Here is a 23,814-nt window from a genome sequence, read left to right as displayed (position 1 = left end):
GACGCACCGACACTCAGGGTGCGAGGGAGCCGAGCGGGACGGAGGGATCGGCGAGCGCCTCGGTGTCGACCGGGGCGCCGCCCCGGATCAGGGCCTGGATGGGCTCTGTGACATCCCACACGTTGACGTTCATTCCGGCCAGGACGTGGCGGTCCTTGAGCCAGAACGCGATGAATTCGCGCTTGCCCGTGTCGCCGCGGATCACGACCTGGTCGTAGGAGCCGGGCGGCGCCCAGCCCGAGTATTCGAGGCCGACGTCGTACTGGTCGGAGAAGAAGTAGGGGATGCGGTCGTAGGAGACGTCCTGGTCGAGCATGGCGCGGGCGGCGGCGGGGCCGCCGTTGAGGGCGTTGGCCCAGTGTTCGACGCGCAGCCGCACGTCGAGGAGCGGATGGTGGACGGCCGCCACGTCGCCCGCGGCGAAGATGTCGGGGTCGGAGGTGCGCAGCGAGGCGTCCACGGCGATGCCCCCGCCGTGCTCCCGGTCGACCATGGCGAGCCCGGCGGTCTCGGCGAGCGAGGTGCGCGGGGCGGCGCCGATCGCGGCGAGCACGTCGTGCGCGGGGTGCTCCTCGCCGTCGTCGGTGCGGGCGGCCAGGACCATGCCGTCCTGGCCGACGATCTCGGTGAGGCGGGCCCCGAAGTGGAAGCGGACGCCGTGCTCGGCGTGCAGGTCGGCGAAGAGCTGGCCGAGCTCCGGGCCCAGCACGTTGTGCAGCGGGGTGGCCGCCGGCTCGATGACGGTGACCTCCGCGCCGTACCCGCGGGCGGCGGCGGCGACCTCCAGGCCGATCCAGCCGGCTCCCGAGATGACGAGGTGACCGTTGTCGCGGCCGAGTGCCTTCAGGACGTGCCGCAGCCGCTCGGAGTGGGCCAGGCGCCGCAGGTGGTGGACGCCGGCCAGATCGGTGCCGGGGATGTCCAGACGGCGCGGCTCGGCGCCGGTGGCGAGCAGCAGCCGGTCGTACTGGATGAGCGCGCCGTCGCCGAGGCGGACCGTCTTGGCCCCGCGGTCGATGGCGGTGACGGGCTGGCCCAGGTGGAGCTCGATGTCACGCTGTGCGTACCAGGCGGGCTCGTGCACGAAGACGCTGTCGCGTTCCTCCTTGCCGGCCAGGAACCCCTTGGACAGGGGCGGCCGTTCATAGGGGTGCTCCCGTTCGTCGCCGATGAGGATCACCCGCCCGCTGAAACCCTCGGTGCGGAGGGTCTCGGCGGCTTTCGCCCCGGCGAGACCGCCTCCCACGATGACGAATGTCCGATCTGCGTCGACCACTTGATGCCTCCTCGGTGCTTGCTGCGCGGCGCCGCCATCTGCGAGCGTCCCGCACGGAGCGTTAGGGGGGAAGAGGGCTTGCTCCGTTGGGACGCCGGGTCGGCCTGGATTACCGGTGGTGCACGGTGAGTCTGGAGTGAAGCGAGCGGGCCGCCGCGTCGGTGAGCGAGGCGATCTGGTCGACGAGCACGCGCTTGCGGTCGCGGTCGTCGTCCGCCTCCTCGTACAGCGCCCGGAACTGCGGGTCGAGCCCCTCGGAAGGGGCCCGTACGGTCAGCGCCTCGGCGAGCTCGGCCAGCACGACGCGCTGGTCGGCGCGGAGCCGCTCCTGCTCGTCGCGCTGCATGACGTAGCGGTCGGCCACCGCTTTCAGTACGGCGCATTCGTTGCGGGCGGCACGCGGCACGACCAGCTCGGCCCCGTACCGCGTGAGGTGTCCGGTGCCGTGGGCGGCGCGGGTGGCGCTCTCGGCGGCGAGACAGAACCGGCCGATGAGCTGGCTCGTGGCGTCCTTCAGGCGGGCCTGGGAGACCGCGGAGCCGTCGTAGCCGTGCGGCCACCACTCCTGCTCCATCAGCCGGTCCAGGGCGTCGGCCAGCTCCTGGGGGTCGGTGTCCGCCTCCACGTACCGGCCGATCGCGACGCGCCACACCTCGGCGCGCTCGGTCGCGGAGAGCAGCGCGCCCGGTTCGATGTGCCCGGCGTGCAGGCCGTCCTCGAAGTCGTGGACGGAGTAGGCCACATCGTCGGACCAGTCCATCACCTGGGCCTCGAAGCACTTGCGGTAGGGCGCGGCGCCCTCCCTGACCCAGGCGAAGACCGGCAGGTCGTCCTCGTAGACCCCGAACTTCACGGAGGCCGGGTCGCTGGGGTGGCCGCCGCGCGCCCAGGGGTACTTGGTCGCCGCGTCCAGGGCGGCGCGGGTCAGGTTGAGGCCGACGCTGACCGGCTCGCCGGTCACCGACGAGCGGACGAAGCGCTTCGGTTCGAGCCGGGTGAGCAGGCGCAGCGACTGGGCGTTGCCCTCGAACCCGCCGATGTCACCGGCGAATTCGTTGAGCGCCTGCTCGCCGTTGTGGCCGAACGGCGGATGGCCCATGTCGTGGGCGAGGCAGGCCGCTTCGACGAGGTCGGGGTCGCAGCCGAGCGCGGCGCCCAGCTCGCGGCCCACCTGGGCGCATTCCAGGGAGTGCGTGAGCCGGGTGCGGGGGCTCGCGTCCCACGCCTGGCTGCGCGAGCCGGGCGTGACGACCTGCGTCTTGCCGGACAGCCGGCGCAGCGCCCCCGAGTGCAGCACCCGCGCCCGGTCGCGCTGGAAGGCGGTGCGGCCGGGCCGCTTGTCGGGCTCGGCGGCCCAGCGTTCTGTGTCGGCCTCGGCGTAGAACTCCATGCACCGACAGTAAACGGAGACGGTGACAAGTGGGCTCAAGGGGGCGTCGAAGGCCTCCCGGGACCCGTGTCACGCCCCGCGCGAAGAAACGTCACACGGTCAGGAGTCCCGGCGCCGGCGAGAGCGGCGCGGGGAACGGCGCCCGCGTCAACGCCTCTGTGTAGCGGTGCAGTACGAGGCGTGCCACCGCCGGATGCGCCCCCATCGGCGCCGCGGCGAGCCAGGGCGCCCCGGCCGCGGTCTCGGTCGCGAAACGTCCCGGAGCGGTGAAGTACGAGGCGATCGCGACCCGGTGCCTGCCGCGCGCGGCGAGGGCGCGCACCGCGTCGGGCACGGTCGGCGAGGCGGCCGAGGCGTAGGCGGGCACCACCGGCACCCCGCCGAGGCGCTCGCTGAGCAGCTCGGCGGTGCGGCGCGCGCCGGCCACCGATTCGGGATCGCGGGACCCGGCGGCGGCGAGCACGACCGCGCTGGTCGCAGCGGTCCCGGGGCCGGGCCGCCAGCCGGCTTCGACGAGCCGCCCGTACAGCGCCTCGACGAGCAGCGGATGCGGTCCGAGCGGCGCCGCGACCCGGGCGTCCAGATGGGCGCCCGCGGTGGCCAGGACGTGCGGGACGTCGTGCTTGACGTGGTGGCCGCGGCCGAGCAGCAGCGGCACGAGGACGGCCCGCCCGCGCAGCTCGGCGAGGGCGCCCGGCAGCAGGGGCCGTGCCGTCTCGATGTGGCCGAGCCGGACATCGAGCTCCGGCCGCAGCGCGCGCACCCGGTCCAGGAGCGCGGTGACCGTCCGCAGCGCGCCGGGATCACGACTGCCGTGCGCGACGGCGACGAGCGCGGGCCGCCCGCCCGCCCGGCCCCCGCGCGTCCGCCGCCCGGCCCCCGGCTCCGCCGTGCCCATTCGCCGCTGCTCCGTCATGCACCGATCGTGCCGGGCGTGTGTTGCGGGGGCGTTGCCGGGTCGTCACGAGGGGTGTCGGGGGGCTCACGGGGGCGCGGGGCGCAGCGTGCGTGTGCGTGTGCGTGTGCGGGGAGGAAGGGCCCGGCGGCGCGCGCCCCGCCGGCCCGCCCCCGTGTCACAGAGCTGTACGGAGCCGGCGTACCGCGAACCGGGGCGGCGGCGCCCGCGTCCCTCCCGGTGTACGGCGGCCCGCACCGCGTACACCGACATCTGTCCGATCCCCGGGGGGACCACGTGCCGCGCATCCGACCGAAGCGACCGCGTCTGCCGCGCACCCGCACCGGACAGCGGCGCCTGGTGCAGGGCGTGGCCGCGGCGTGTGTCCTGGCGCTCGCCCCGGCCACCTGGCTGTACGCCGGCACGGGCGGCCGGATCGGCACCGTCGACGACGCGCCCGCCGCCGGGGTCGCCGTCGTGTTCGGGGCCGGCCTGTGGAAGGGCGAGCCCTCGCCGTACCTCGCCGGCCGGCTCGACGCGGCGGTGCGGCTGTACCGGGCGGGCAAGGTCAAGGCGGTCCTGGTCACCGGCGACAACAGCCGCACCGACTACGACGAACCCGACGCGATGCGCGGCTATCTCGTGCGGCACGGCGTGCCCGGCACGCGCGTGGTCGCCGACTTCGCCGGGTTCGACACCTGGGACTCCTGTGTCCGGGCGAAGAAGGTCTTCGGAGTGGACCGGGCCGTGCTCGTCAGCCAGGGCTTCCACATCCGGCGCGCGGTGGCGCTGTGCGAGGCGGCGGGCGTGCGCTCCTACGGGGTGGGTGTCGACGCCGCGCACGACGTGACCTGGTACTACGGCGGGACCCGCGAGGTGTTCGCGGCCGGCAAGGCGCTCCTCGACGTGGTGGTCGAGCCCGACCCCACCTTCCTCGGCCCCAGGGAGCCCGGCGTCGCGAAGGCCCTCGCGGGCTGAGCCGCGCACGGGCCGGGGAGGCCACCGCGCCCCGGGTGGGAGCCTCCCGCGGCGCCTCCCACGCCGAGGACCGGCGCTCCTCACCGCGCCGGCCGTCCCGCGATGAGGGCACGGCACCGGGCGTGTAACCGGCGCCGCGGGAGGCCGTAACACGCCGGGCGCAGCCTGGGGCCATGCTCACCGACGCCGCGCCCTCCCCCGTGACCGCCACCCACTGCCCGTACTGCTCGCTCCAGTGCGGCATGGGGCTGCGGCCCGCGGACGGCGCGCCCGGCGGCCTCGAAGTGGTCCCGCGGGACTTCCCGGTGAACCGGGGCGCCCTGTGCGGCAAGGGCAGTTCCGCGCCCGCGCTGCTCTCCCGGGGGCTGCGCCTGACCGAGCCGCTGATCCGCAGGGCCGCCACCGGCACACTGGAACCGGCCGGCTGGGACGAGGCCCTCGCCCTGGTCGCCGCGCGGCTCGGCTCGGTGCGCGAGGAACACGGCGCCGACGCGGTCGGGGTGTTCGGCGGCGGCGGCCTCACCAACGAGAAGGCGTACGCGCTCGGGAAGTTCGCCCGGGTGGTGCTCGGGACCTCGCAGATCGACTACAACGGGCGGTTCTGCATGTCGTCGGCGGCCGCCGCCCACCAGCGGGCGTTCGGACTCGACCGGGGCCTGCCGTTCCCGCTGGCGGACGTGGCGAAGACCGGCTGTGTGGTCCTGGCGGGCTCCAACCTGGCCGAGACGATGCCCCCGGCCGTGCGCTACCTGCGGGAACTGCGCGAGAACGGCGGCACGTTGATCGTCGTCGACCCGCGCAGGACCCGGACGGCCGAGCAGGCGGACCTGCACCTGGCGCCGCGCCCCGGCACCGATCTCGCGCTCGCCCTCGGACTGCTGCACCTGGTGGTGGCCCAGGGCCGCGCCGACGAGGCGTTCATGGCCGAGCGGACCACGGGCTGGGAGGCGGCGCGGACCGCGGTGATGGCGCACTGGCCGGAGCTGGTCGAGAAGATCACCGGCGTGCCCGTGCCCCAACTCCGCGCCGCCGTCGCCCTGTTCTGCGACGCGCCGGACGGGATGGTGCTCACCGCGCGCGGCGCCGAACAGCACGCGTCGGGCACCGACACGGTGGGCGCGTGGATCAACTTCTGCCTCGCGACCGGCCGGGCGGGACGCCCGCTGTCCGGGTACGGCTGCCTCACCGGGCAGGGCAACGGACAGGGCGGCCGCGAACACGGCCAGAAGGCCGACCAGTTGCCCGGCTACCGCAAGCTCACCGACCCGGCCGCCCGCGCCCATGTGGCCGGGGTGTGGGGCGTGCCGCCCGACTCGCTCCCCGGGCCCGGCCGCAGCGCCTACGAACTCCTCGACGCGCTCGGCGGCGACGTGCGGGGGCTGCTCGTGATGGGGTCGAACCCGGTCGTATCGGCTCCCCGCGCGGCCCATGTCGAGGGCAGGCTGCGGGCGTTGGACTTCCTCGCCGTCGCGGACGTGGTGCTCTCGGAAACCGCCGCCCTCGCCGACGTCGTCCTGCCGGTGACGCAGTGGGCGGAGGAGAGCGGCACGATGACCAACCTGGAGGGCAGGGTGCTGCTGCGCCGCGCCGCCGTCACCCCGCCGGCCGGCGTACGCAGCGACCTCGCCGTCCTCAACGCCCTTGCGGAAAAGCTCGGTTGTGAGGAGACGGCCAGGGGATTCCCCGTCGACCCGGAGGAGGTGTTCGAGGAGCTGCGCCGGGCGTCGGCCGGTGGCGCCGCAGACTACGCGGGCATCAGTTACCGCAGGATCGAGGACGAGGACGGCGTGTTCTGGCCCTGTCCCGACGAGACGCACCCGGGCACGCCCCGGCTCTTCCTCGACCGGTTCGCGACGCCGGACGGGCGGGCCAGGTTCGTGGACGTCACCCACCGGGGACCCGACGAGGAGACCGATCGCGCGTATCCGGTGGTGCTCACGACGGGCCGGGTGCTCGCCCAGTACCAGTCGGGTGCGCAGACCCGCCGGGTCGCGGAGCTCAACACGGCCGCGCCCGGCGCGTTCGTCGAGATGCACCCCCTGCTCGCGGCCAGGATCGGGGTGGGCGACGGCGACGCGGTGACGGTGACCTCGCGGCGCGGCCGGGCCACCGCGCCGGCCCGTGTCACCACCGCGATCCGCTCGGACACCGTGTTCATGCCGTTCCACTGGGCGGGCGAGGGCCGGGCCAACACCGTGACCAACCCGGCGCTCGACCCGGTGTCGAAGATGCCCGAGTTCAAGGTGTGCGCGGTACGGGTCGAACCGGCCCGGCCGGCCGGCTGAGCCAGTCGCCGCCGGGGATCGGGGCGCCCCCGGCGAGGAGTTCGCGGGCGAGGCGGGGCGCGGCGAGATACACCCAGGCGAGCACGGCCGCCCCCTGAACGGCCACCTCGCGCGCCACCCGGTCGTACAGGTTGCGCGGATGACCGGGGCCGATGTACTCCTCCAACTCGTCGAGTGCGCCCAGGAGTTCACCGTGTTCGGCGGGGGCCACCTCGATGAGGGCGCCGGTGACGGTGCCGGGCCCGGCGGTGGCATACGGGTAGCCGGGGCCGTCGTACAGGACGGCGCCGGGCAGCAGGGCCGGGCGTTCGCCGACGGTACGGCCGCGCAGAAAACGCCGGTGGTAGCGCTCGCCGGGGCGGAGCGTGCCGTAGACGAAGAAGGGCCGCGGGGCCTCGGCGGTGGAAGCGGCGGGGGTCACCGGGCGGCCGTCTCGGCGGTGATCCACGCCAGGTAGGCGGGGCTCCCCGCCACCACGGGCGTCGCGATGATCTCGGGGGTCTCGTAGTCGTGGGCGGCCAGGAGGTGACGTTCGAGGGCCTGGTAGCGGGCGGCGGTGGTCTTGAGGAGCACCTGCCACTCCCGTGTCGTCTCGATGCCGCCCGCCCAGTGGTAGACGGAGGTGACAGGGCCCGCGATCTGCGCACAGGCCGCGAGGCGGGCCTCCACCGCGCCACGGGCGAGCGCCGCCGCCTTGTCCTCGCTGTCGGTCGTGGTCCACACGGTCAGCGCTTCGGCCGATGTCACGGCGTCCTCCCTCAAAGATGCGGCCGGGCCCGGCGCGGGCCCTCCGGCAGGGCTCAAGGTCCCGATCCTGCCGGACGGAGCGGGCGTACGCACAGCTGTTACACGACGTCCCGCAATCCGTGACGATCCGCTCCTAGGGTCGGCGCAGACGGCTGGTGCCCCGGCCGCGCCCTCCGCCCTCTGCTCCCGTCCCTCTTCTCTCGCCCCTCTTCTCTCGCCTCTCTCCTCTCGCCTCTCTGACCTCTGTCCTCTGACCTCTGTCCTCTGTCCTCTCCCGAAGCCGGGCTCTCCACGATGCTCCACTCCCTGCGGGTGATCCGCACAGCCGTCGCCGTGGGCGCCGCCGCTCTCGGCGTCGCCGCGGTGCTCGTCGCCCTGTCCGGGTGCGGTGCCCGCTCGGGCCTCGTCGAGGGCGACCGGGCCTACGAGGTGCCGCTCCAGCCGCGGCCGCAGCAGCTGTGGCCCGCCTGGTACGAGAGCGACGCGCGGCGCAACGGCGTGATGGGCTCCGGCCGCCCCGAGCCGCGCGCACCGCTCGACGGCGCCCCCCGGGTACCGAAGGAGGGGCTGCGCGCCCTGGACCCGAAAGCCGTCCTCGCCGCCGACCCCGCGGCCAAGGGGCTGACCCGGCTGCCCCTGATCGGCCACCCGGGGCGGCCCGGCATCCGCCCGCCCGTGCTGCACGACCTGACGGGTCACGACGGCGCCCCCGAACTGATCCTCTCGGCGGACCTGGAGAACCGGCGCACCGTCGTCATCGTCTACACCGCCCGCGACGGCAAGGTCGTCCCCATCCTGTACACCTCCGGCAGCCGCCTCGCCGTCGAGACCGTCGGCGCCGACCTGGTGACCCGGGGCGCCGCCGACGACGGCGCCCAGCAGACGGTCCGCTACCGCTGGGACGGAACCCGCATGTCCCCGGTCAGCGACGACAAGACGTACCGGAACATGGACCCGCCGGCCCCGGGCTGTCCCGGCCGGGCGGCCGGCCCGCGGGAACGCTCATGACGGCCGGCGGCGGGCGGCCCCCGCGCCGGACGGCAGCGGGGTTCAGCCCGCGCCGCGCGCTCACCGGGCTCAGCCTGCGCTGGAAGATCGCCGCGCTGCTCGCGGCGGGCTGCGCCCTGGTCGCCGTCACCATCGGGCTGCTCATCCACCAGTCGCGCTCCGCGCAGATCGCCTCGACGGCCCGCGAGTCCGCGCTCGCCCAGCTCATGCACGTACGGCAGGTGTACGAGCTGACCGGGCAGGTGGACCGCGGTGACGCCCGCGCCGCACTCAACGACCCGGAGCTGCCCGACCCGCTGCTCACCTCCGCGCTCGCCGGGAAGCGCAGCACCTATCTGGACCTGACCGGCCCGCATCCGCAGGTGTGGGCGGCCCGCCCGGTCGGGGACCGGGTCCTCTCGGTGCGTCGGCCGCTGGATGCCGCGGTGGGTGAACTGGGCCAGCTGGACGGCGAGTTGGTGGCCTGGGGCGCTGTCGTGGTGGGGCTCGCCGCGCTCGGCGGCGCCGGGCTGGCGAGCCGGCTGAGCCGTCGGCTGCGTACCGCCGCGGCCACCGCGCGCCGCATCAGCGGGGGCGAACTCGACGCCAGGATCGGCCGGCCCGCCCCGGGGGGCCGGCAGGACGAGGTGGCGGAGCTGGCCTGCGCGGTGGACACGATGGCCGCCTCCCTCCAGGAGCGCCTGGTGGCCGAGCAGCGGTTCACCGCGGACGTCGCGCACGAGCTGCGCACCCCGCTGACCGGACTGCACACGGCCGCCGAACTGCTGCCGCCGAGCCGCCCCACCGACCTCGTACGCAACCGGGTCTCGGCGCTGCGCACCCTGACCGAGGACCTCCTTGAGGTCGCCCGGCTCGACGCGAACGCCGAGGAACCCCACCTCCAGGCGCTGCCCCTGGACCGCACGGTGACAGCGATCCTCCAACGGTGCGGCGCGTCAACGGAGTTGACGCGCCGGGACCGCGAGGGCGGCGCCGCCCCATCGAGCGCCGCCACCCTGTCGAGCACCGGCGACCCCTTGAGCTGCGCCACCCCCGTGAGCGGCGCCGCAGGCACCACCCCCGCAGGCGCCACCCCCGTGGGCGCCGGCGTTCTCGTGCAGACCGACGCCCGCCGTCTGGAGAGGATCGTCGCCAACCTCGTCGCCAATGCCAGACGGCACGGCGCCGGACCCGTCGAGGTCACCGTGGACGGCGCATCGGTCAGCGTGCGCGACCACGGGCCCGGCTTCCCCGAGCACCTCCTGAAGAACGGGCCGCAGCGCTTCGTGACGGGCGCGCGGGAACGCGGTCAGGGCACGGGCCTCGGCCTGACCATCGCCCTCGGCCAGGCCCACGTCATCGGCGCCGACGTGACCCTGCGCAACGCGCCGGACGGGTGCGGCGCGCTCGCCGTGGTGAGCCTGCCGAGGGCCTGAGCACCGCGCGCCCGGCCGCGTCGCCCCCTCAACCGGTGTACGGGCGCAGCTCCTTGGCGTCCCGCAGCGCCCGCGCCCACCAGATGACCTGGTCGAGCATCTTCTTCACCGCGGCGTCCGCCTGCAACGGCTCGCGGTGCTCGCCGTCCTCGTCGAACAGGCCCTGCGCCTGGTGGAAGCTGACCGTGTCCCGCACGGTCACGGCGTGCAGCTCCGCGAAGACCTGCCGCAGCTGCTCGACGGCGCGCAGCCCACCGGAGATCCCGCCGTAGGAGACGAAGCCGACCGGCTTGGCCTGCCACTGCGCGAAGTGCCAGTCGATGACGTTCTTCAGCGGGGCGGGGAAGGAGTGGTTGTACTCGGGGGTGATCACCACGAACGCGTCGGCGTCGGCCAGCTTCGGGGTGACGAGCGCCAGTTGGGCCTGCGCGGCGGGCGAGGGGTGGTGGGAGAGGGCGGTGGGCAGTTCCGTCTCGGCGAGATCGACGACCTCGACGGCGAGACCCTGGTGTTCCCGGGCGCGGGCCAGGAACCAGTCGGCGACGACCGGAGCGAAGCGGCCCTCGCGGTTGGAGGCGATGACGACGGTGAGTCGGAGAGCAGCCGATGCGGCTGTGGTGATGTCCATGCCGAGAAGGATTCAACCTCAAGCTTGGTCGAGGTCAAGCCCGTGCGGGGGCGAACTATGTTGTGGCCCATGACACTTCCGTACGTCGAGATCGACGGCCGCCCCGCCGACGCCGAGAACCTGCTCGTCCCCGCCCTCACCGGCGGCTACGGGCACTTCACCGCCCTGCAGGTGCGCGACGGACGGGTCCGCGGCCTCGCCCACCACCTGGCGCGGCTCGACGAGGGCACCCGCGAACTGTTCGGCCCCGCCCTGCCCGGCGAACGCGTCCGCTCCCTGGTCGCACGCGCCCTCGACGCCGCCGGCGCCCCGGACGCGTCGGTCCGCGTCCATGTGTACGGACCGGACGACGCGCCCACCGTGATGGTCGTCGTCAACGAGCCCGGCGAGATGCCGTCCACCGCGCAGTCGCTGCTCTCCGTGCCGTACGAGCGGCCCGTCGCCCACCTCAAGCACCTCGGCGGTTTCGCCCAGGCCTACTACGGCCGCCTCGCCCGCCGCCAGGGCTTCAGCGACGCCCTGCTGACCGGGCACGGCGGCGCCGTGGCGGAGGGTGCGATCACCAACATCGCGTTCTGGGACGGCGTTTCGGTGGTGTGGCCGGACCGCCCCGCGCTGGTCGGCGTCACCATGGCGGTGCTCGAACCGAGGCTCGTGGCATACGGCCTGAAGTCGGTGCGCCGCGAGGTCACCCTGGCCGGGCTCGGCACCTACAGCGCGGCGTTCGTCACCAACTCGCGCGGGATCGCGCCGGTGGGCCGGATCGACGAGCGGGAGTTCGCCGTCGACGCGGAGCTCATGAAGGTGGTGTGGCGGGCGTACGAGGAAGCGCCCTGGGATGTGATCCACCCCGGGTGAGACCGGGTGGGGCCGGGTGGGGCCGAGTGGGGGCGGCGAGACCGGGTGGGCCGGGTGGGGCCGGTGGGCCGGGTGGGGCCGGTGGGAGGTGACGCCCGGGACGCGGGCCACGCCGGGCGGCCGGCCACCCGTACGGCCCACCCCGTGTCACTCGTTCGCCCCCCGCCGACGGGCACGGCGGCCCGTACGCCCCTTAAGTCGAAGGCAGAACCACCAAGCGGAAGCAGACCCGGAACGAGAGCCTGAACGAGAAGCGGAGCCGAGCGGAGCCCGAGCCCGCACCGCGCCTTCGGAGGATCCATGCGTACTGCCCGACTCCTGACGAGCACCCTGCTGGCGGGCGCCGCCGCGCTGGGCCCGGCGGGTGCGCTCGCGTACGCCGACAGCCGGCCCGACGGCTCACTCGAACTGTGGCCCACCAGTGCGTCACCCGGCGCGACGGTCACCGCGAACACCACGGCATGCGGCCCCTCGGGGCACGCCACCGGCGACGCGAACACGGTGGGCGCCGGCGACTTCCCGCTGGCGGCCTCCACCCACAAGGAAGTCCTCGCCGGGCAGTTCAAGGTCGCCTCGCACACCAAGCCCGGCTCGTTCCGCATCAGCGTGCGGTGCGACGGCGGGCGGACCGTCGAAGCCCAGCTGAAGGTCACCGGCGGCGACGGCGACCACCGGGACTCCGACACCTCGTGGCAGTGGAAGGACCAGCCGGACCGCGACAAGTCCTGGGAGTGGAAGGACCAGCAGGGGCGCGACAAGCCGTGGGAGGGCAACGACCCGCACGGCCACGTCAAGACCGGCGTCGGCGGCAGCGTCCGCCCCGACACCACCGAGATCGCGGTGGGCGCGGCGGTCATCGCCGCGGCCGCCGTGGGCGGCACCTGGCTGCTGCGTCGCCGGGCGAGCGGCACGCAGGGCCGGGGCTGACCGCCCTTGTCGACCCCCGCCGCGCGGCGCAACGCGGGCTGGCTGATGGTGATCGCCGCGTTCAGCGGAGTGTGGCTGATCGAACGCGGCCTCGAACCCGTGCAACCGCCCCAGCCGTCAGCCGCACAGGCCTTCACGGCGGGCCCGGCGCCGGGCCGCGCCGGGCTCCCCGCCGACTCCCCGGCCCGGCGCACCACACGGGCCACCACCGAACTCCCGCCCCCCGGCGGCCTCCCGCCCGCCGACCCCGTACGCGTCGCGATCCCCGCGATCGGCGTGGACGCACCCGTCATGCGCCTGGGACTCGGCGCCGACCACAGCCTCGACGTGCCGCCGCCGGGCAGCACCAACAAGGCGGGCTGGTACAAGGACGGCGCTGCCCCGGGCTCCCGCGGCACCTCCGTGATGGCCGGCCACGTCGACGACGCGCACGGCCCCGCCGTCTTCTACGCGCTCGGCGCCCTGAAGAAGGGCAGCCGCGTCGAGGTCACCCGCACGGACGGCGTGACCGCGGTCTTCGCCGTCGACGCGGTCGAGGTGTACGAGAACGACGCGTTCCCCGACGCCAAGGTGTACGGGCCCGCGCCCCGCCCGGAGCTACGCCTCATCACCTGCGGCGGCGGCTTCTCCCCGCAGGCCGGCTACCGCGGCAACGTGGTCGCCTTCGCCCACCTGACGGGGATGGTCCGCACCGGGGCCGGCGAGACGAAGACCTTCTGACCGCCACACCGCATCACCTCCCGCTCCCGCCACGGGTCCCCCACGACCCTCCTCACCGCCACCGCCACCACCGCCACCACCGCTACCGGTGTCCGCCCGCGCCGTCGCCGAGGGCGTGGACGTCCGCGGGACGGTCCGGGGCGGGGGGTGCGGCGGGGGTGACCGACACGGCCAGGAACGTCGCGGCCAGCGCGCTCGCGGCGGTGAGCCCCGCGGCGAGCCGGCGCCGGGCACGGTCCAGCGGGACGGGGGCGGGGCGTTTGCGGTGACGGGCCATGACTCGGCGATTCCTCATTCCTCGACGTGTGTGTCCTGCGGGTCCGGCGCGGGATGCCCTGCGGGTCCGGCGACGCGGTATGTCCCGCGGGTCCGGCGCGCACCGCGGGCGGGACCCGCGGGGAGGGCGCCGCGGGCGGGCGCCCTCAGAAGCTGAACTGCTCGGTGTGGATGTGTTCCTCGGGCACCCCGGCCCTGATCAGCGAGGCGGTCGCGGCGTGGGCCATGGCGCCGGGTCCGCACAGGAAGACGTCGTGTGCGGCGAGGTCGGGGACGAGGTTGCGCAGGGCCTGCGGCGCGAGCGGGTCGAAGGAGGCGTCCGACGGCCCCAGCAGATAGTGCAGCCCGGCCCCCCGCGCGGCGGCGATGGCCTCCAGCTCCTCGCGCAGCACCAACTGGGCCGCGTTGCCCGCCCGGTAGAGCAGCGTGAGATCGCCGGGCTCGGCGGGCAGCGTCTCGAACAGGACCCGCATCGGCGTGATGCCCACCCCGCCCGCCAGGAGCAGCACCTTGCGCCGGGTACGGCGGTGCGGGGTCATCGCGCCGAACGGCCCCGTGGCCAGGACCCGGGTGCCGGGACGCAGCCGCCTGACGCGCCGGCTGTGCACACCGAGCGCCTTCACGGTGATGCGTACGGTGTCGTCCCGGACCGGAGCGGACAGCGAGAACGGCAGCGAGGTGTGCCAGAGCCTGCGCCGCAGGAACCGCCAGCGCAGGAACTGCCCCGGTTCGGCGCGCAGCGCGTCGAGACCGGTGCCGCGCATCACGACGGACACGACGTCGGGGCTCTCGTCCCGCACCTCCACCACGTACAGCCCGTGCCGCAGGGCCTGTCGCACCGGAACGACGCCCCGGTACCAGACGATCAGCACGGCGACGCTCGCGTGGAGCATCGCCCACGCCCACACGGTCAGCGGGCCGCCCGCCACGTCCGGCCCGACCAGCTGGTGGGCGAAGGCGAGCCCGGCACCGAGGTAGGTGAGGAAGTGCAGGGCGCGCCACGTCTCCTGCGAGATCCGGGCCCGCGCCGCCCGCACCGAACTGACCCCGGCGGCCGCGAACGCGAGCGTGCCGACGGCGGCCGCCAGGATGCCCCCGTAGCCGAGCAGCCGCCCGGCCGACCGCAGCAGATCGGTGCCGGTGTACGCGGCGTACGCGCACAGCGCGAGCACCAGGTGCGCCCCGACGAGCATCAGGACGTAACGCCCGCCGCGCGCGTGCCAGCGGGCGAGCCGGTCGGCACCGACGCCGTGTTCGACGGCCGGGACCCTCGCCATGAGCAGCAGCATCACCAGGATCCCGTAGCCGGCGAGCAGTCCCGACAGGTGCGCCCCGCTCGCGAAGAGCACGTCGAGGCGCGCGGACGGCTCGGCCTGTGTCCCCCACAGCAGCCCCACCGCACCGGCCCCCGCCAGGATCCCCCGGCGCATGACCCGAGGCAGGACCCGCACCGCGCGCCCGCCCCCGCACGAATCGCCGCCCGCGCCGCCGCCCGCCAAGCCCGCCGCCACCGCGCCCCCGCCCACCGCGGCCCCCCGGACCTCCCCCACCGCGGGCCCCCGGAGCTCCCCCACCTCAGGCCCCTCCGGCACCCTCAACACAGCCCCGCAGAAACCGAGTTGCTCCCCGCCTCCCCCACTCCCCCCTGCCCACTCCCATGGCCCCTCCAGTTGTCCGTCCGGCTGTCGCTCCGGTTGCTCCTCCCGTCGCTCGCGTTGCCCTTCGTGCTGCTCCTGCCGGGCCTGGAGCGCGAGATAGGCGGACAACGCCGGATACGCGGCAAGCTGCGGGTCGGTGGCCTCGATCGTCACGCCCGGCAGCCTAGGTCGACACACCCCCCGAAAACCCCTGGTCAGCGGCGGATCAGCGATCCTTAAGGCCGCCTTGAGGATCGCCTGACCACCCATTAAGAGCCCAGGGCCGCCTCCCGGCCACCGCACCCCCACCAAGCCCGACCACCGGCTCAGTTGGCGGCGCGGTCCAGGTAGCGCAGGACGGCCAGGACCCTGCGGTGGCCCGACTCCGACGGGGGCAGGTTCAGCTTGGTGAAGATGTTCGCGATGTGTTTCTCCACCGCCCGCTCCGACACCCCGAACCCCTCGGCGATCGCATGGTTGGTGCGGCCCTCCGCCATCAGCCCCAGCACCTCCCGTTCGCGCGGGGTGAGGGCGTCGAGCGCCGCGGCCCGCCGGCTCGCGCCGAACAGCTGGGCCACCACCTCCGGGTCGAGCGCGGTGCCGCCCGCCGCCACCCGCTCCAGCGCGTTCACGAACTCGCCGATGTCCACGACGCGTTCCTTGAGCAGATACCCCACCCCCGCCCCGCCGTCACCGATGAGCTGCGCCGCGTACGCGGTCTCCACGTACTGCGAGAAGATCAACACCCCGGTGTCCGGGGCCGTGCGGCGGATCTCCACGGCCGCGCGCAGCCCCTCGTCGGTCTGGGTCGGCGGCAGCCGGATGTCCACCACCGCCACGTCGGGCCGGTGTTCGGCGACCGCGGCGAGCAGCGCCTGCGCGTCAGCCACCGCGGCCGCCACCTCCACGCCCCGCATCTCCAGGAGCTGGACGAGCCCGTCGCGAAGGATCGAGGAGTCCTCGGCGATGACGACGCGCATACGGTGACCCGTTCTGTTGTTGGTAGCCCTACCGGTGGCTCCGGCGGCGCCGGGCGTGGCACCGGTACCCGCCCGGCCGCCGCTCACCTGAACGGCAGCACCACGCTCACCACCGTAGGCCCTCCGGCCGGACTGTTACAGGTCAGCGAACCGTCGACGGTACGCACCCGGGCCCGCAGACCGGCCAGCCCACTGCCCGCTCCCACCACCGCTCCCCCGCACCCGTCGTCCTCGACCATCAGCAGCAGGATCTTCGCCGCCCCGGTCACGGTGACCTTCACCCGCGAAGCCCCGCTGTGCTTGGCCGCGTTGGCGAGCAGTTCGGCGGTGCAGAAGTAGGCGATGGACTCGATCGCGGGACTCGGTCTGCCCTCGATGCCGCACTCCACCCGCACGGGCAGGGCGCTGTCCGCGGCGAGGGTCGCGAGCGCCGTGTCGAGGCCCTGGTCGAGCACGGGCGGATGAATGCCCTTGACCAGGTTGCGCAGGTCGGCGACGGCCTGCTTGGCATTGCTCTGCGCGGTCTCGACGACCTTCAGGATCCGCTCCGGATCGGCGCCGCCCGCGACCAGCTCGCGGATCATCGTGAGGTGCATCCCCAGGCCCACCAGGCGTGCCTGGGTGCCGTCGTGCAGGTCGCGTTCGATACGGCGCAGGGTCGCCGCCGCATCGTCGACGGCCTGCGCCCGGGTCTCCTCCAGCGTCCGGATCCGCTGGTCCGCACGGTCGGGGCCGAGCAGCGCGGTGAGCAGCATCCGGTGCGGGGCGAGCGCGTGCCGGTCGAGCCAGGGCGCCACGTACAGCAGGAGCAGGCCGAGCGCGAAGGGCGCCAGCCACCGCGGCCAGCTGTCGAACTCCACTCCCCCCACCTCCAGCCCCACATGCCGTACGGATCCGTCGGGCTCCCGGATCGTGAAGTAGTTCCACCGCTTGAGCACCGGATACAGGGTGAGCAGCACGCCCTGCACGAAGCCCACGTACACGGCGAGCAGGGGCAGCAGGGCCGTCAGCGGGGCGGCCAGGGCGCAGCCCACCGCCCGCCATCCGGGCCCTCCTCCCAGCACGGAACGCCGCCAGTCGAGCATCCCGCTGGTCCCCGCACGCTCGGGCCGTTCGATCACCAGCCCCAACAGGGCGCGCGCCAGGCCGCGTTGGAGGTCTCCGAGCGCCAGCGCGCCCCGGACACCGGCGGCGATGAGCCAGAGCCCCGGCGCCGTCCACGACAGCACAGCGCCGGCCAGCAGGACCACGCCGACCGCCACGAGACCGGCGAGGGCGAGGGGCAGGGCGACGAGCGAGTAGAGCGCGGCCCTCGCGACCGTGTCGAGACGGTCCCGCCGGTAGGGGAACTCCACGGGTCGCGGCAGGCGCAGACGGTGCATGGGAACAACCTAGGCCCGCCGGTCAGAGCTGGTGGATCACGGGTATGGACAGGATCGCGCAGACCAGCGCCAGCGCCAGGGCGACCCAGGTCGCCTTCAGGAGCCCGGTGCGGTCCGCGCCGAGGAAGCCCTTCACCAGCCGGGCCTGGATCACCGTGAAGCCCTTCATCACCCACGGCGTGATGAGCAGGAAGCTCACGCCGCCGCCTATGCCGTGCACCGCCCACGCCCCGGCCATCGTGGGACCGCCCCAGGCATCGGTGGGGTCACCGCCGGGCCGCAACGGATAGGCCAGGTTCATGAGGACGACCGTCCAGAAGTAGCCGGACACGGTCAGCGCTATCAGGTTGAGCGGCAGGCTGATCACGGCATGGGCGAGGGCGAGCAGCCCGGTGCGGCCGCCACGGTCGGGGTCGGCCACCTCCACCCCGAGCAGCCTGCGGGCGAGCCCGCGCTGGATCCGGCCGGCCGGACCGCCGACCAGGGCTATGGGGAGGCACACGATGCCGACGGGCAACGCCAGCAGGAGGTAGGCGAACCGCAGCCACGTCGCCGCCCGGAACGGCTCACGGAGGAAGGCCTTCCACCCGCCGGGAAACCCCCTCCGGCCCCCGTCGCCGGCCCTGCGGCGGTGCCGCGCGTGCTGATCCGAGCCGGGCGCGTCCACGAGGGTGGCGGCGGTGGCGGCGGTCGAGGTCGATGCGGTCGGAGTGGGTGCGGTCGGAGTGGGTGCGGAGTTCCGCTGCGCGAGGTCCATGCCTCAAGGCTCCCGCCCCCGGGCCGCCCTTTCGATCGTGCCACCACGGATCTTCATGGTTCGGTTTACCCCACCCCCCGCGCGCCGTCCCGCCCCGTCCCGCTCCTCACACCCCGCCACCCGCCCCGCTGAGCGCAAGGTTCCCCCGCGGTAATCGGCGGGATGCCACCGGGAAACAGCGCGCGCCCACGCTGGGGCACATGAGTACGGACATCGTGGTGATCGGCGGCGGCACAGCGGGTGCCCGCCTGGCCCGGCGTGTCCCGGTGACCGTCATCGGCGAGGAGCCCCACGCACCGTACAACCGGGTGCTCCTCGCGGAGGTGCTCGCCGGACGGTACGGCCCCGAGGTGACGGCCCTGCCCCCGGTGCCGGTGCGGCGGGGCGTGCGGGCGGTGCGGATCGACCGGGCGGCCCGGGTGGTGCACTGCGACGACGGCAGCGCCGTCCCCTACGGGCGCCTCGTGCTCGCGACCGGCTCGAACCCGGTACTGCCGCCGCTGCGAGGACTGCGCGGCGGCCGGCTGCCCGACGGCGTCCACCCCTTCCGCACCCTCGACGACGCGCTCGCCCTGCGCGAACGGGCCCGCGAGGGCGCCCGCGCCGTGGTCATCGGAGGCGGACTGCTCGGGGTGATGGCGGCGCGGGCCCTAGCCGAACGCGGGGCCCAGGTCGTCCTGGCCCAGCAGGGCGAGCGTCTGATGGAACGTCAACTCGACGCCGGAGCATCCGCGTTGCTCCGCGACCACCTCGAACTCCTCGGCGTCGAAGTGCACACCGAATGCCGGGTCCGCGGGCTCACCGGCCCGGCCGGCACCGACGTCGAACTCGCCGACGGCTTCGTCCTCGGCGCCGAACTCGTCGTCCTCGCCACCGGCGTCCGCCCACGCACCGGCCTCGCGCTCGACGCCGGCCTCGACGTGGCCCAGGGCATCGTCGTCGACGACGAGCTGCGCACCTCCGACCCCTTCATCCACGCCGTCGGCGACTGCGCCGAGCACCGCGGCACGGTGTACGGACTCGCCGGCCCCGCCCTCGAACAGGCCGACGCCCTCGGCGAACTGCTCACCACCGGACGCGGCTCCTACCCGGGCACCCGAGGCCTCACCCGGCTCACACTCGGCGGCCCCCGCCCCCTGGACCTCGCCGCGTTCGGCGAGCCCACACCCCGCCCCGGCGACGACGTGGCCCACCTCGCGGACGCCACCCGGGGCGCCTACCGCAAGGTCGTCGTACGCGGCGACCGCCTGGTCGGGGGCGTACTCCTCGGCGACCTCGGCGCGGTCGGGACCCTCGCCAGGACCTGGGGGACCGACGAACCCGTACCCGACGCGCCCCTGCTCCACCTGCTCACCCACGACGGAGGTTCCTGACGTGCCCACCGAACACCTTTCCACCCTCGTCGTCATCGGCCACGGCATGGTCGGCCAGCGCTTCCTCGAAGCGCTGGCCGAGCGCGGCGCGACCGGGCGGACCCGGGTGGTCGTGCTGTGCGAGGAACCCCGCCCCGCGTACGACCGCGTCCACCTCACCTCCTACTTCGAGGGAAGGACACCCGACCAACTCGGCCTCGTACCCGACGGCTTCCTGCGGGAACACGGCATCGAGCTGTACGTGGACGACCCCGCCGAGTCGGTCGACCGGGCGGCGCGCACCGTCACCGCCCGCTCGGGCCGCACCTTCGCGTACGACACGCTCGTCCTGGCGACCGGCTCGTACCCCTTCGTACCACCCGTCCCCGGCAAGGACCTGCCCGGCTGCTTCGTCTACCGCACCATCGAGGACCTGCTCGCCATCGAGGCGTACGCGAAGACCGCGACGACCGGCGCCGTGGTGGGCGGCGGACTGCTCGGCCTGGAGGCCGCCGGCGCGCTGCGCGGCCTCGGCCTCGACACGCACATCGTCGAGTTCGCGCCCCGCCTGATGCCGGTCCAGGTCGACGAGGGCGGCGGCGCGGCGCTGCTGCGCACCATCGAGAACATGGGCCTCACCGTGCACACGGGTGTGGGCACGCAGGAGATCACCGCCGGTGCGGAGGGACACGTCAATGGAATGACACTGTCCGACAGCTCTCATCTGTCGACCGACCTCGTGGTGTTCTCCGCCGGCGTCCGCCCCCGCGACGAGCTGGCCCGCGCCTGCGGACTCGCGGTCGGCGAGCGCGGCGGCATCGTCGTCGACGCACAGTGCCGCACCAGCGACCCCGCCGTCTTCGCGATCGGCGAGTGCGCGCTGGCCGCCGACGGCCGGGTGTACGGACTCGTCGCCCCCGGCTACGACATGGCGGAGACCGCCGCCGACACCATCGCCGCCGCCGGCGAACGCGCCTTCACCGGTGCCGACCTGTCGACCAAACTGAAGCTGCTCGGCGTCGACGTCGCCTCCTTCGGCGACGCGCACGGCACCGCAGAAGGCTGCCTCGACGTCGTGTACGCGGACTCCCGCTCCGGCGTCTACAAGAAACTGGTCATCTCCTGCGAGGGCGTCCTGCTCGGCGGCGTCCTCGTCGGCGACGCCGACGCCTACGGCACGCTCCGCCCGCTCACCGGGCACGTGCCGCCCGTCGCACCCGAGCAACTCGTCCTGCCCGCCGGGCTCGGCGCGCCCGCCGCGCTCGGCCCGGAATCCCTGCCCGACGACGCCGTCATCTGCTCCTGCCACAACGTCACCAAGGCCGCCATCACCGCCTGCTCCACCCTGCCCGAGGTCAAGCGGTGCACCAAGGCCGGCACCGGATGCGGCAGTTGCGTCAAGACCATCGGGATGCTGCTCCCGAAATCCGGCGACACCGGCCTCTGCGGCTGCTTCGCCCAGACCCGCCAGGAGCTGTACGAGATCGCGCTGGCGCTGCGCCTGACCACCTTCACCGCACTCCTCGACGGGCACGGACGCGCCCAGGCGCGCGGCGGCGAGGGCTGCGAGATCTGCAAGCCGACCGTCGCCTCCATCCTGGCCGCCCTCGGCAACGGACACATCCTCGACGGCGAACAGGCCGCGCTCCAGGACACCAACGACCACTTCCTCGCCAACCTGCAGCGCAACGGCTCCTACTCGATCGTGCCGCGCATCCCCGGCGGCGAGATCACCCCGGACCGGCTCATCGTGATCGGCGAGGTGGCACGCGACTTCGGCCTCTACACGAAGATCACCGGCGGCCAGCGCATCGACCTCTTCGGCGCCCGCGTCGACCAACTGCCCTCCATCTGGACCCGGTTGGTCGACGCCGGCTTCGAGTCCGGGCACGCCTACGGCAAGTCGCTGCGTACCGTGAAGTCGTGCGTCGGCCAGACCTGGTGCCGCTACGGTGTGCAGGACTCGGTACGGATGGCCATCGACCTGGAGCTGCGCTACCGGGGCCTGCGGTCGCCGCACAAACTGAAGTCGGCGGTCTCCGGCTGCGCCCGCGAGTGCGCCGAGGCCCAGTCGAAGGACTTCGGGGTCATCGCCACCGCCAACGGCTGGAACCTGTACGTGGGGGGCAACGGCGGCGCGAGCCCCCGCCACGCCGACCTGCTCGCCCAGGATCTGACAGATGACGAACTTGTCCGTCTGATCGACAGATTCCTCATGTTCTACATCCGCACCGCCGACCGCCTGGAGCGGACCTCGGTATGGCTGGAGCGGATCGAGGGCGGCCTCGGCCACGTCCGGGACGTGGTGGTGAACGACTCGCTCGGCATCTGCGCCGAACTCGAAGCCCTCATGGCCGCGCACGTCGCCGGCTACCGCGACGAGTGGGCCGAGACCCTCGACGACCCCGAGCGGCTCGCCCGCTTCGTGTCCTTCGTGAACGCGCCCGGCGCACCCGACCCCTCGGTGCGCTTCGTCCCGGAGCGCGACCAGATCAAGCCGGAACTTCCCCTCCTCACCCTGGGAGCCACCCGATGACCATGGTCCACCTCAAGCTGGAGGACGGCACCGTCGCGGTCTGCGAGACCGCCCGCCTCACCCCGGGGCGTGGCGTCGCCGCGCTCCTGCCCGACGGCCGCCAGGCCGCCGTCTTCACCGACCGGCGGGGCCGCACCTACGCGATCGACAACCGTGACCCGTTCACCGGCGCCTACGTCCTGTCCCGCGGGCTGCTCGGCTCCACACCGGAGGGCCGCCCCTATGTGGCCTCGCCACTCCTCAAGCACCGCTTCGACCTGGAGACCGGGGCCTGCCTCGACGACGAGGCGCAGACCGTCCGCACCTACGAGACCGAGCACGCGCGCTAGATGACCCGCCTTCCGGCATACCGGCCGGTACGGTGGGGGGATGAAACGTGGCTGGAGCGCTCAGGACATCCCCGACCAGAGCGGCCGCACGGCGGTCGTCACCGGGGCCAACAGCGGGATCGGCCTCGTCACGGCGCGGGAGCTCGCCCGGCGAGGCGCACGCGTGGTGCTCGCCTGCCGCAGCGAGGCGCGGGGCAGGCAGGCCGTGGAGAGCGTCCGCCGCGACGTGCCGGGCGCGGACGTGGAGCTGCTGCTGCTCGACCTCGCCGATCTCGCCTCGGTACGGGCGTTCGCGGAAGCGTTTCCGTATGAACGCCTCGATCTGCTGATCAACAACGCGGGCGTGATGGCACTGCCCCACGGCAGGACCGCCGACGGGTTCGAGACGCAGTTCGGCGTCAATCACCTCGGCCACTTCGCGCTCACCGGGCTGCTCCTGCCCCGGCTGCGCGCGGCCGGGGCGGGCCGGGTGGTGAGCCTGTCGAGTGGCATGCACGCACTGTCGAACATTGATATCGGTGATCTCAACAGTGACCGCCGCTACCGGCGGTGGGTCGCCTACGGGCGCTCCAAGTCGGCGAACCTGCTGTTCGTCCACGAGCTGGCCCGGCGCCTTGAGGCCGCGGGCTCCGACGTCGTCGCGGCGGCCGCGCATCCCGGGTACGCCGCCACCAATCTGCAGACGCAGGCCGTACGGATGGAGGGCCGCAGGAGGGCCGAGCGGATCGTGGAGCTCGGCAACCGGATCATGGCCCAGCCCGCGGAGGCCGGCGCGCTGCCCACGCTGTACGCCGCGACCGCGCCCGGGGTGCGGCCCGACTCGTTCACGGGGCCGTCCCTGATGATGTGGCGCGGCGCGCCCGCACCGTCCTGGCGGGCGCCCTGGACGGTGAACGACCTCGCCGGTGAGCGGCTGTGGACGGCGTCCGAGCAGCTCACCGGCGTGACGTACGAGGCGCTGTTCAGCTGTTGACCGCGGCCGGGTCCATGTACATGACCTCCCAGTGGTGGCCGTCGGGGTCCAGGAAGGAGCGGCCGTACATGGGGCCCTGTTCCATGGTGTCGTTGGCGGGTGAGCCGCCGGAGGTCAGCGCGGTGTCGACGAGGCGGTCGACCTCTTCGCGGCTGTCGGCGCTGAGGCAGACGATCGATTCGACGGTGGTGGCGGTGTCGGCGATCTGGCGCTGGGTGAAGTTCTTGAAGAACGGCTCGGTCAGGAGCATGGCGTAGATCGTGTCGCTGATGACCAGGCAGCCGGCGTTCTCGTCGGTGAACTGGGGGTTGAAGGTGTAGCCCAGCCTGCCGAAGAAGTCCTTGGAACGGTCCAGGTCCTTCACGGGCAGATTGACGAAGATCATGGTGGGCATGGTGTGCTCCCTCGGGGGCCGTGGCGTTGCTTACGAGGGGTGGACCGGCGGCGGGCGGGAAACTCATCGCT

Annotated in this window: 23 protein-coding genes; 11 read left to right on the top strand and 12 right to left on the bottom strand. The window is 74.0% G+C overall.

Going from position 1 to position 23,814, the window contains the following annotated elements; translation table 11 throughout:
• Positions 1-13: 13 nt before the first annotated feature.
• The 3 genes from OOJ98_RS04980 to OOJ98_RS04970 form a co-directional block, all read right to left on the bottom strand.
• Positions 14-1,276: an NAD(P)/FAD-dependent oxidoreductase gene (locus OOJ98_RS04980; RefSeq protein WP_267053384.1), complete on the bottom strand. Its 1,263-nt coding sequence runs from the start codon at positions 1,274-1,276 to the stop codon at positions 14-16.
• A gap of 109 nt (positions 1,277-1,385) precedes the next feature.
• A complete protein-coding gene (locus OOJ98_RS04975) occupies positions 1,386-2,666 on the bottom strand; it encodes a deoxyguanosinetriphosphate triphosphohydrolase (protein ID WP_267053383.1) in 1,281 nt (426 codons plus the stop codon).
• Between the two features lie 91 nt (positions 2,667-2,757).
• A complete protein-coding gene (locus tag OOJ98_RS04970; protein WP_267055517.1) occupies positions 2,758-3,564 on the bottom strand; it encodes a sirohydrochlorin chelatase in 807 nt (268 codons plus the stop codon).
• A gap of 294 nt (positions 3,565-3,858) precedes the next feature.
• On the opposite strand from OOJ98_RS04970, the gene OOJ98_RS04965 reads away from it, so the two are divergent.
• Both OOJ98_RS04965 and OOJ98_RS04960 read left to right on the top strand, forming a co-directional pair.
• Positions 3,859-4,539: a vancomycin high temperature exclusion protein gene (locus OOJ98_RS04965; protein ID WP_267053382.1), complete on the top strand. Its 681-nt coding sequence runs from the start codon at positions 3,859-3,861 to the stop codon at positions 4,537-4,539.
• Positions 4,540-4,712: 173 nt separating this feature from the next.
• Positions 4,713-6,824, top strand: a complete 2,112-nt coding sequence (locus OOJ98_RS04960) for a molybdopterin oxidoreductase family protein (protein ID WP_267053381.1) — start codon at positions 4,713-4,715, stop codon at positions 6,822-6,824.
• On the opposite strand, the gene OOJ98_RS04955 is transcribed toward OOJ98_RS04960, so the two are convergent.
• The gene (locus OOJ98_RS04955; protein ID WP_267053380.1) at positions 6,778-7,245 is read right to left on the bottom strand and encodes a gamma-glutamylcyclotransferase family protein; all 468 of its coding nucleotides are present in this window, start codon (positions 7,243-7,245) and stop codon (positions 6,778-6,780) included. The genes OOJ98_RS04960 and OOJ98_RS04955 overlap by 47 nt on opposite strands.
• Positions 7,242-7,571, bottom strand: a complete 330-nt coding sequence (cutA, locus tag OOJ98_RS04950; RefSeq protein ID WP_267053379.1) for a divalent-cation tolerance protein CutA — start codon at positions 7,569-7,571, stop codon at positions 7,242-7,244. Before cutA ends, OOJ98_RS04955 begins: the two co-directional genes overlap by 4 nt.
• A 312-nt stretch (positions 7,572-7,883) precedes the next feature.
• Between cutA and OOJ98_RS04945 the strand changes: the two genes are divergently transcribed.
• The gene (locus OOJ98_RS04945) at positions 7,884-8,579 is read left to right on the top strand and encodes a hypothetical protein (protein ID WP_267053378.1); all 696 of its coding nucleotides are present in this window, start codon (positions 7,884-7,886) and stop codon (positions 8,577-8,579) included.
• Complete coding sequence (locus tag OOJ98_RS04940; RefSeq protein WP_267053377.1) at positions 8,576-9,994, top strand: HAMP domain-containing sensor histidine kinase; 1,419 nt, start codon at positions 8,576-8,578, stop codon at positions 9,992-9,994. The genes OOJ98_RS04945 and OOJ98_RS04940 overlap by 4 nt, the downstream gene beginning before the upstream one ends.
• A gap of 28 nt (positions 9,995-10,022) precedes the next feature.
• Here the strand turns inward: OOJ98_RS04940 and OOJ98_RS04935 are convergent, their stop codons facing one another.
• Positions 10,023-10,622: an NADPH-dependent FMN reductase gene (locus tag OOJ98_RS04935; protein ID WP_267053376.1), complete on the bottom strand. Its 600-nt coding sequence runs from the start codon at positions 10,620-10,622 to the stop codon at positions 10,023-10,025.
• 69 nt (positions 10,623-10,691) lie between these two features.
• Here OOJ98_RS04935 and OOJ98_RS04930 point away from each other — a divergent pair, with 69 nt between their 5' ends.
• The 3 genes from OOJ98_RS04930 (at position 10,692) to OOJ98_RS04920 (ending at position 13,127) form a co-directional block, all read left to right on the top strand.
• Positions 10,692-11,480: an aminotransferase class IV gene (locus OOJ98_RS04930; protein WP_267053375.1), complete on the top strand. Its 789-nt coding sequence runs from the start codon at positions 10,692-10,694 to the stop codon at positions 11,478-11,480.
• 300 nt (positions 11,481-11,780) lie between these two features.
• Entirely contained in the window at positions 11,781-12,407 is a 627-nt protein-coding gene (locus OOJ98_RS04925; RefSeq protein ID WP_267053374.1) for a hypothetical protein, read from the top strand.
• A 45-nt stretch (positions 12,408-12,452) separates the two neighbouring features.
• Positions 12,453-13,127 carry a class F sortase gene (locus OOJ98_RS04920; RefSeq protein WP_267055516.1) on the top strand — a complete coding sequence of 225 codons (675 nt, stop codon included), beginning with the start codon at positions 12,453-12,455 and terminating at the stop codon, positions 13,125-13,127.
• A gap of 82 nt (positions 13,128-13,209) precedes the next feature.
• Here the strand turns inward: OOJ98_RS04920 and OOJ98_RS04915 are convergent, their stop codons facing one another.
• From OOJ98_RS04915 to OOJ98_RS04895, 5 genes are all read right to left on the bottom strand, one after another.
• The gene (locus tag OOJ98_RS04915; protein ID WP_267053373.1) at positions 13,210-13,404 is read right to left on the bottom strand and encodes a hypothetical protein; all 195 of its coding nucleotides are present in this window, start codon (positions 13,402-13,404) and stop codon (positions 13,210-13,212) included.
• Between the two features lie 145 nt (positions 13,405-13,549).
• Positions 13,550-14,833, bottom strand: a complete 1,284-nt coding sequence (locus OOJ98_RS04910; protein ID WP_267053372.1) for a ferredoxin reductase family protein — start codon at positions 14,831-14,833, stop codon at positions 13,550-13,552.
• Between the two features lie 533 nt (positions 14,834-15,366).
• The gene (locus OOJ98_RS04905) at positions 15,367-16,020 is read right to left on the bottom strand and encodes a response regulator transcription factor (RefSeq protein WP_267053371.1); all 654 of its coding nucleotides are present in this window, start codon (positions 16,018-16,020) and stop codon (positions 15,367-15,369) included.
• Between the two features lie 83 nt (positions 16,021-16,103).
• Entirely contained in the window at positions 16,104-17,402 is a 1,299-nt protein-coding gene (locus tag OOJ98_RS04900) for a sensor histidine kinase (RefSeq protein ID WP_267053370.1), read from the bottom strand.
• Between the two features lie 22 nt (positions 17,403-17,424).
• Complete coding sequence (locus OOJ98_RS04895) at positions 17,425-18,159, bottom strand: sensor domain-containing protein (protein ID WP_267053369.1); 735 nt, start codon at positions 18,157-18,159, stop codon at positions 17,425-17,427.
• A gap of 200 nt (positions 18,160-18,359) precedes the next feature.
• On the opposite strand from OOJ98_RS04895, the gene OOJ98_RS04890 reads away from it, so the two are divergent.
• Genes OOJ98_RS04890 through OOJ98_RS04875 form a run of 4 tightly spaced genes read left to right on the top strand, consistent with a single transcriptional unit; the run spans position 18,360 to position 23,349 of the window.
• Positions 18,360-19,532, top strand: a complete 1,173-nt coding sequence (locus OOJ98_RS04890; RefSeq protein ID WP_267053368.1) for an NAD(P)/FAD-dependent oxidoreductase — start codon at positions 18,360-18,362, stop codon at positions 19,530-19,532.
• 46 nt (positions 19,533-19,578) lie between these two features.
• Positions 19,579-22,047, top strand: a complete 2,469-nt coding sequence (nirB, locus tag OOJ98_RS04885; RefSeq protein WP_267055515.1) for a nitrite reductase large subunit NirB — start codon at positions 19,579-19,581, stop codon at positions 22,045-22,047.
• Entirely contained in the window at positions 22,044-22,376 is a 333-nt protein-coding gene (nirD, locus tag OOJ98_RS04880; RefSeq protein ID WP_267053367.1) for a nitrite reductase small subunit NirD, read from the top strand. Before nirB ends, nirD begins: the two co-directional genes overlap by 4 nt.
• A 40-nt stretch (positions 22,377-22,416) precedes the next feature.
• A complete protein-coding gene (locus OOJ98_RS04875; RefSeq protein WP_267053366.1) occupies positions 22,417-23,349 on the top strand; it encodes an oxidoreductase in 933 nt (310 codons plus the stop codon).
• Here OOJ98_RS04875 and OOJ98_RS04870 read toward each other — a convergent pair.
• On the bottom strand, positions 23,339-23,743 hold the full coding sequence (locus OOJ98_RS04870) for a VOC family protein (RefSeq protein ID WP_267053365.1): 405 nt from the start codon (positions 23,741-23,743) through the stop codon (positions 23,339-23,341). The two genes, OOJ98_RS04875 and OOJ98_RS04870, sit on opposite strands and share 11 nt — an antisense overlap.
• Positions 23,744-23,814 lie beyond the last annotated feature (71 nt).

It is taken from the genome of Streptomyces sp. NBC_00083, assembly GCF_026343295.1.
Taxonomy (GTDB): Bacteria; Actinomycetota; Actinomycetes; order Streptomycetales; family Streptomycetaceae; genus Streptomyces.
Note: the sequence above shows the minus strand (reverse complement) of the source record. Positions and strands in the feature narration are given on the sequence as shown.

Excerpts from the sequence above, each read along its gene's own strand:
- OOJ98_RS04890 (WP_267053368.1), top strand. The coding sequence starts at position 18,360 with ATGAGTACGGACATCGTGGTGATCGGCGGCGGCACAGCGGGTGCCCGC.
- OOJ98_RS04875 (WP_267053366.1), top strand. The coding sequence starts at position 22,417 with ATGAAACGTGGCTGGAGCGCTCAGGACATCCCCGACCAGAGCGGCCGC.
- OOJ98_RS04900 (WP_267053370.1), bottom strand. The coding sequence starts at position 17,402 with ATGCACCGTCTGCGCCTGCCGCGACCCGTGGAGTTCCCCTACCGGCGG.
- OOJ98_RS04895 (WP_267053369.1), bottom strand. The coding sequence starts at position 18,159 with ATGGACCTCGCGCAGCGGAACTCCGCACCCACTCCGACCGCACCCACT.
- OOJ98_RS04915 (WP_267053373.1), bottom strand. The coding sequence starts at position 13,404 with ATGGCCCGTCACCGCAAACGCCCCGCCCCCGTCCCGCTGGACCGTGCC.
- OOJ98_RS04970 (WP_267055517.1), bottom strand. The coding sequence starts at position 3,564 with ATGGGCACGGCGGAGCCGGGGGCCGGGCGGCGGACGCGCGGGGGCCGG.
- OOJ98_RS04920 (WP_267055516.1), top strand. The coding sequence starts at position 12,453 with ATGGTGATCGCCGCGTTCAGCGGAGTGTGGCTGATCGAACGCGGCCTC.
- OOJ98_RS04870 (WP_267053365.1), bottom strand. The coding sequence starts at position 23,743 with ATGCCCACCATGATCTTCGTCAATCTGCCCGTGAAGGACCTGGACCGT.
- nirB (WP_267055515.1), top strand. The coding sequence starts at position 19,579 with ATGGTCGGCCAGCGCTTCCTCGAAGCGCTGGCCGAGCGCGGCGCGACC.
- OOJ98_RS04905 (WP_267053371.1), bottom strand. The coding sequence starts at position 16,020 with ATGCGCGTCGTCATCGCCGAGGACTCCTCGATCCTTCGCGACGGGCTC.
- OOJ98_RS04960 (WP_267053381.1), top strand. The coding sequence starts at position 4,713 with ATGCTCACCGACGCCGCGCCCTCCCCCGTGACCGCCACCCACTGCCCG.
- OOJ98_RS04975 (WP_267053383.1), bottom strand. The coding sequence starts at position 2,666 with ATGGAGTTCTACGCCGAGGCCGACACAGAACGCTGGGCCGCCGAGCCC.
- OOJ98_RS04910 (WP_267053372.1), bottom strand. The coding sequence starts at position 14,833 with ATGCGCCGGGGGATCCTGGCGGGGGCCGGTGCGGTGGGGCTGCTGTGG.
- OOJ98_RS04930 (WP_267053375.1), top strand. The coding sequence starts at position 10,692 with ATGACACTTCCGTACGTCGAGATCGACGGCCGCCCCGCCGACGCCGAG.
- OOJ98_RS04925 (WP_267053374.1), top strand. The coding sequence starts at position 11,781 with ATGCGTACTGCCCGACTCCTGACGAGCACCCTGCTGGCGGGCGCCGCC.
- OOJ98_RS04935 (WP_267053376.1), bottom strand. The coding sequence starts at position 10,622 with ATGGACATCACCACAGCCGCATCGGCTGCTCTCCGACTCACCGTCGTC.
- OOJ98_RS04940 (WP_267053377.1), top strand. The coding sequence starts at position 8,576 with ATGACGGCCGGCGGCGGGCGGCCCCCGCGCCGGACGGCAGCGGGGTTC.
- nirD (WP_267053367.1), top strand. The coding sequence starts at position 22,044 with ATGACCATGGTCCACCTCAAGCTGGAGGACGGCACCGTCGCGGTCTGC.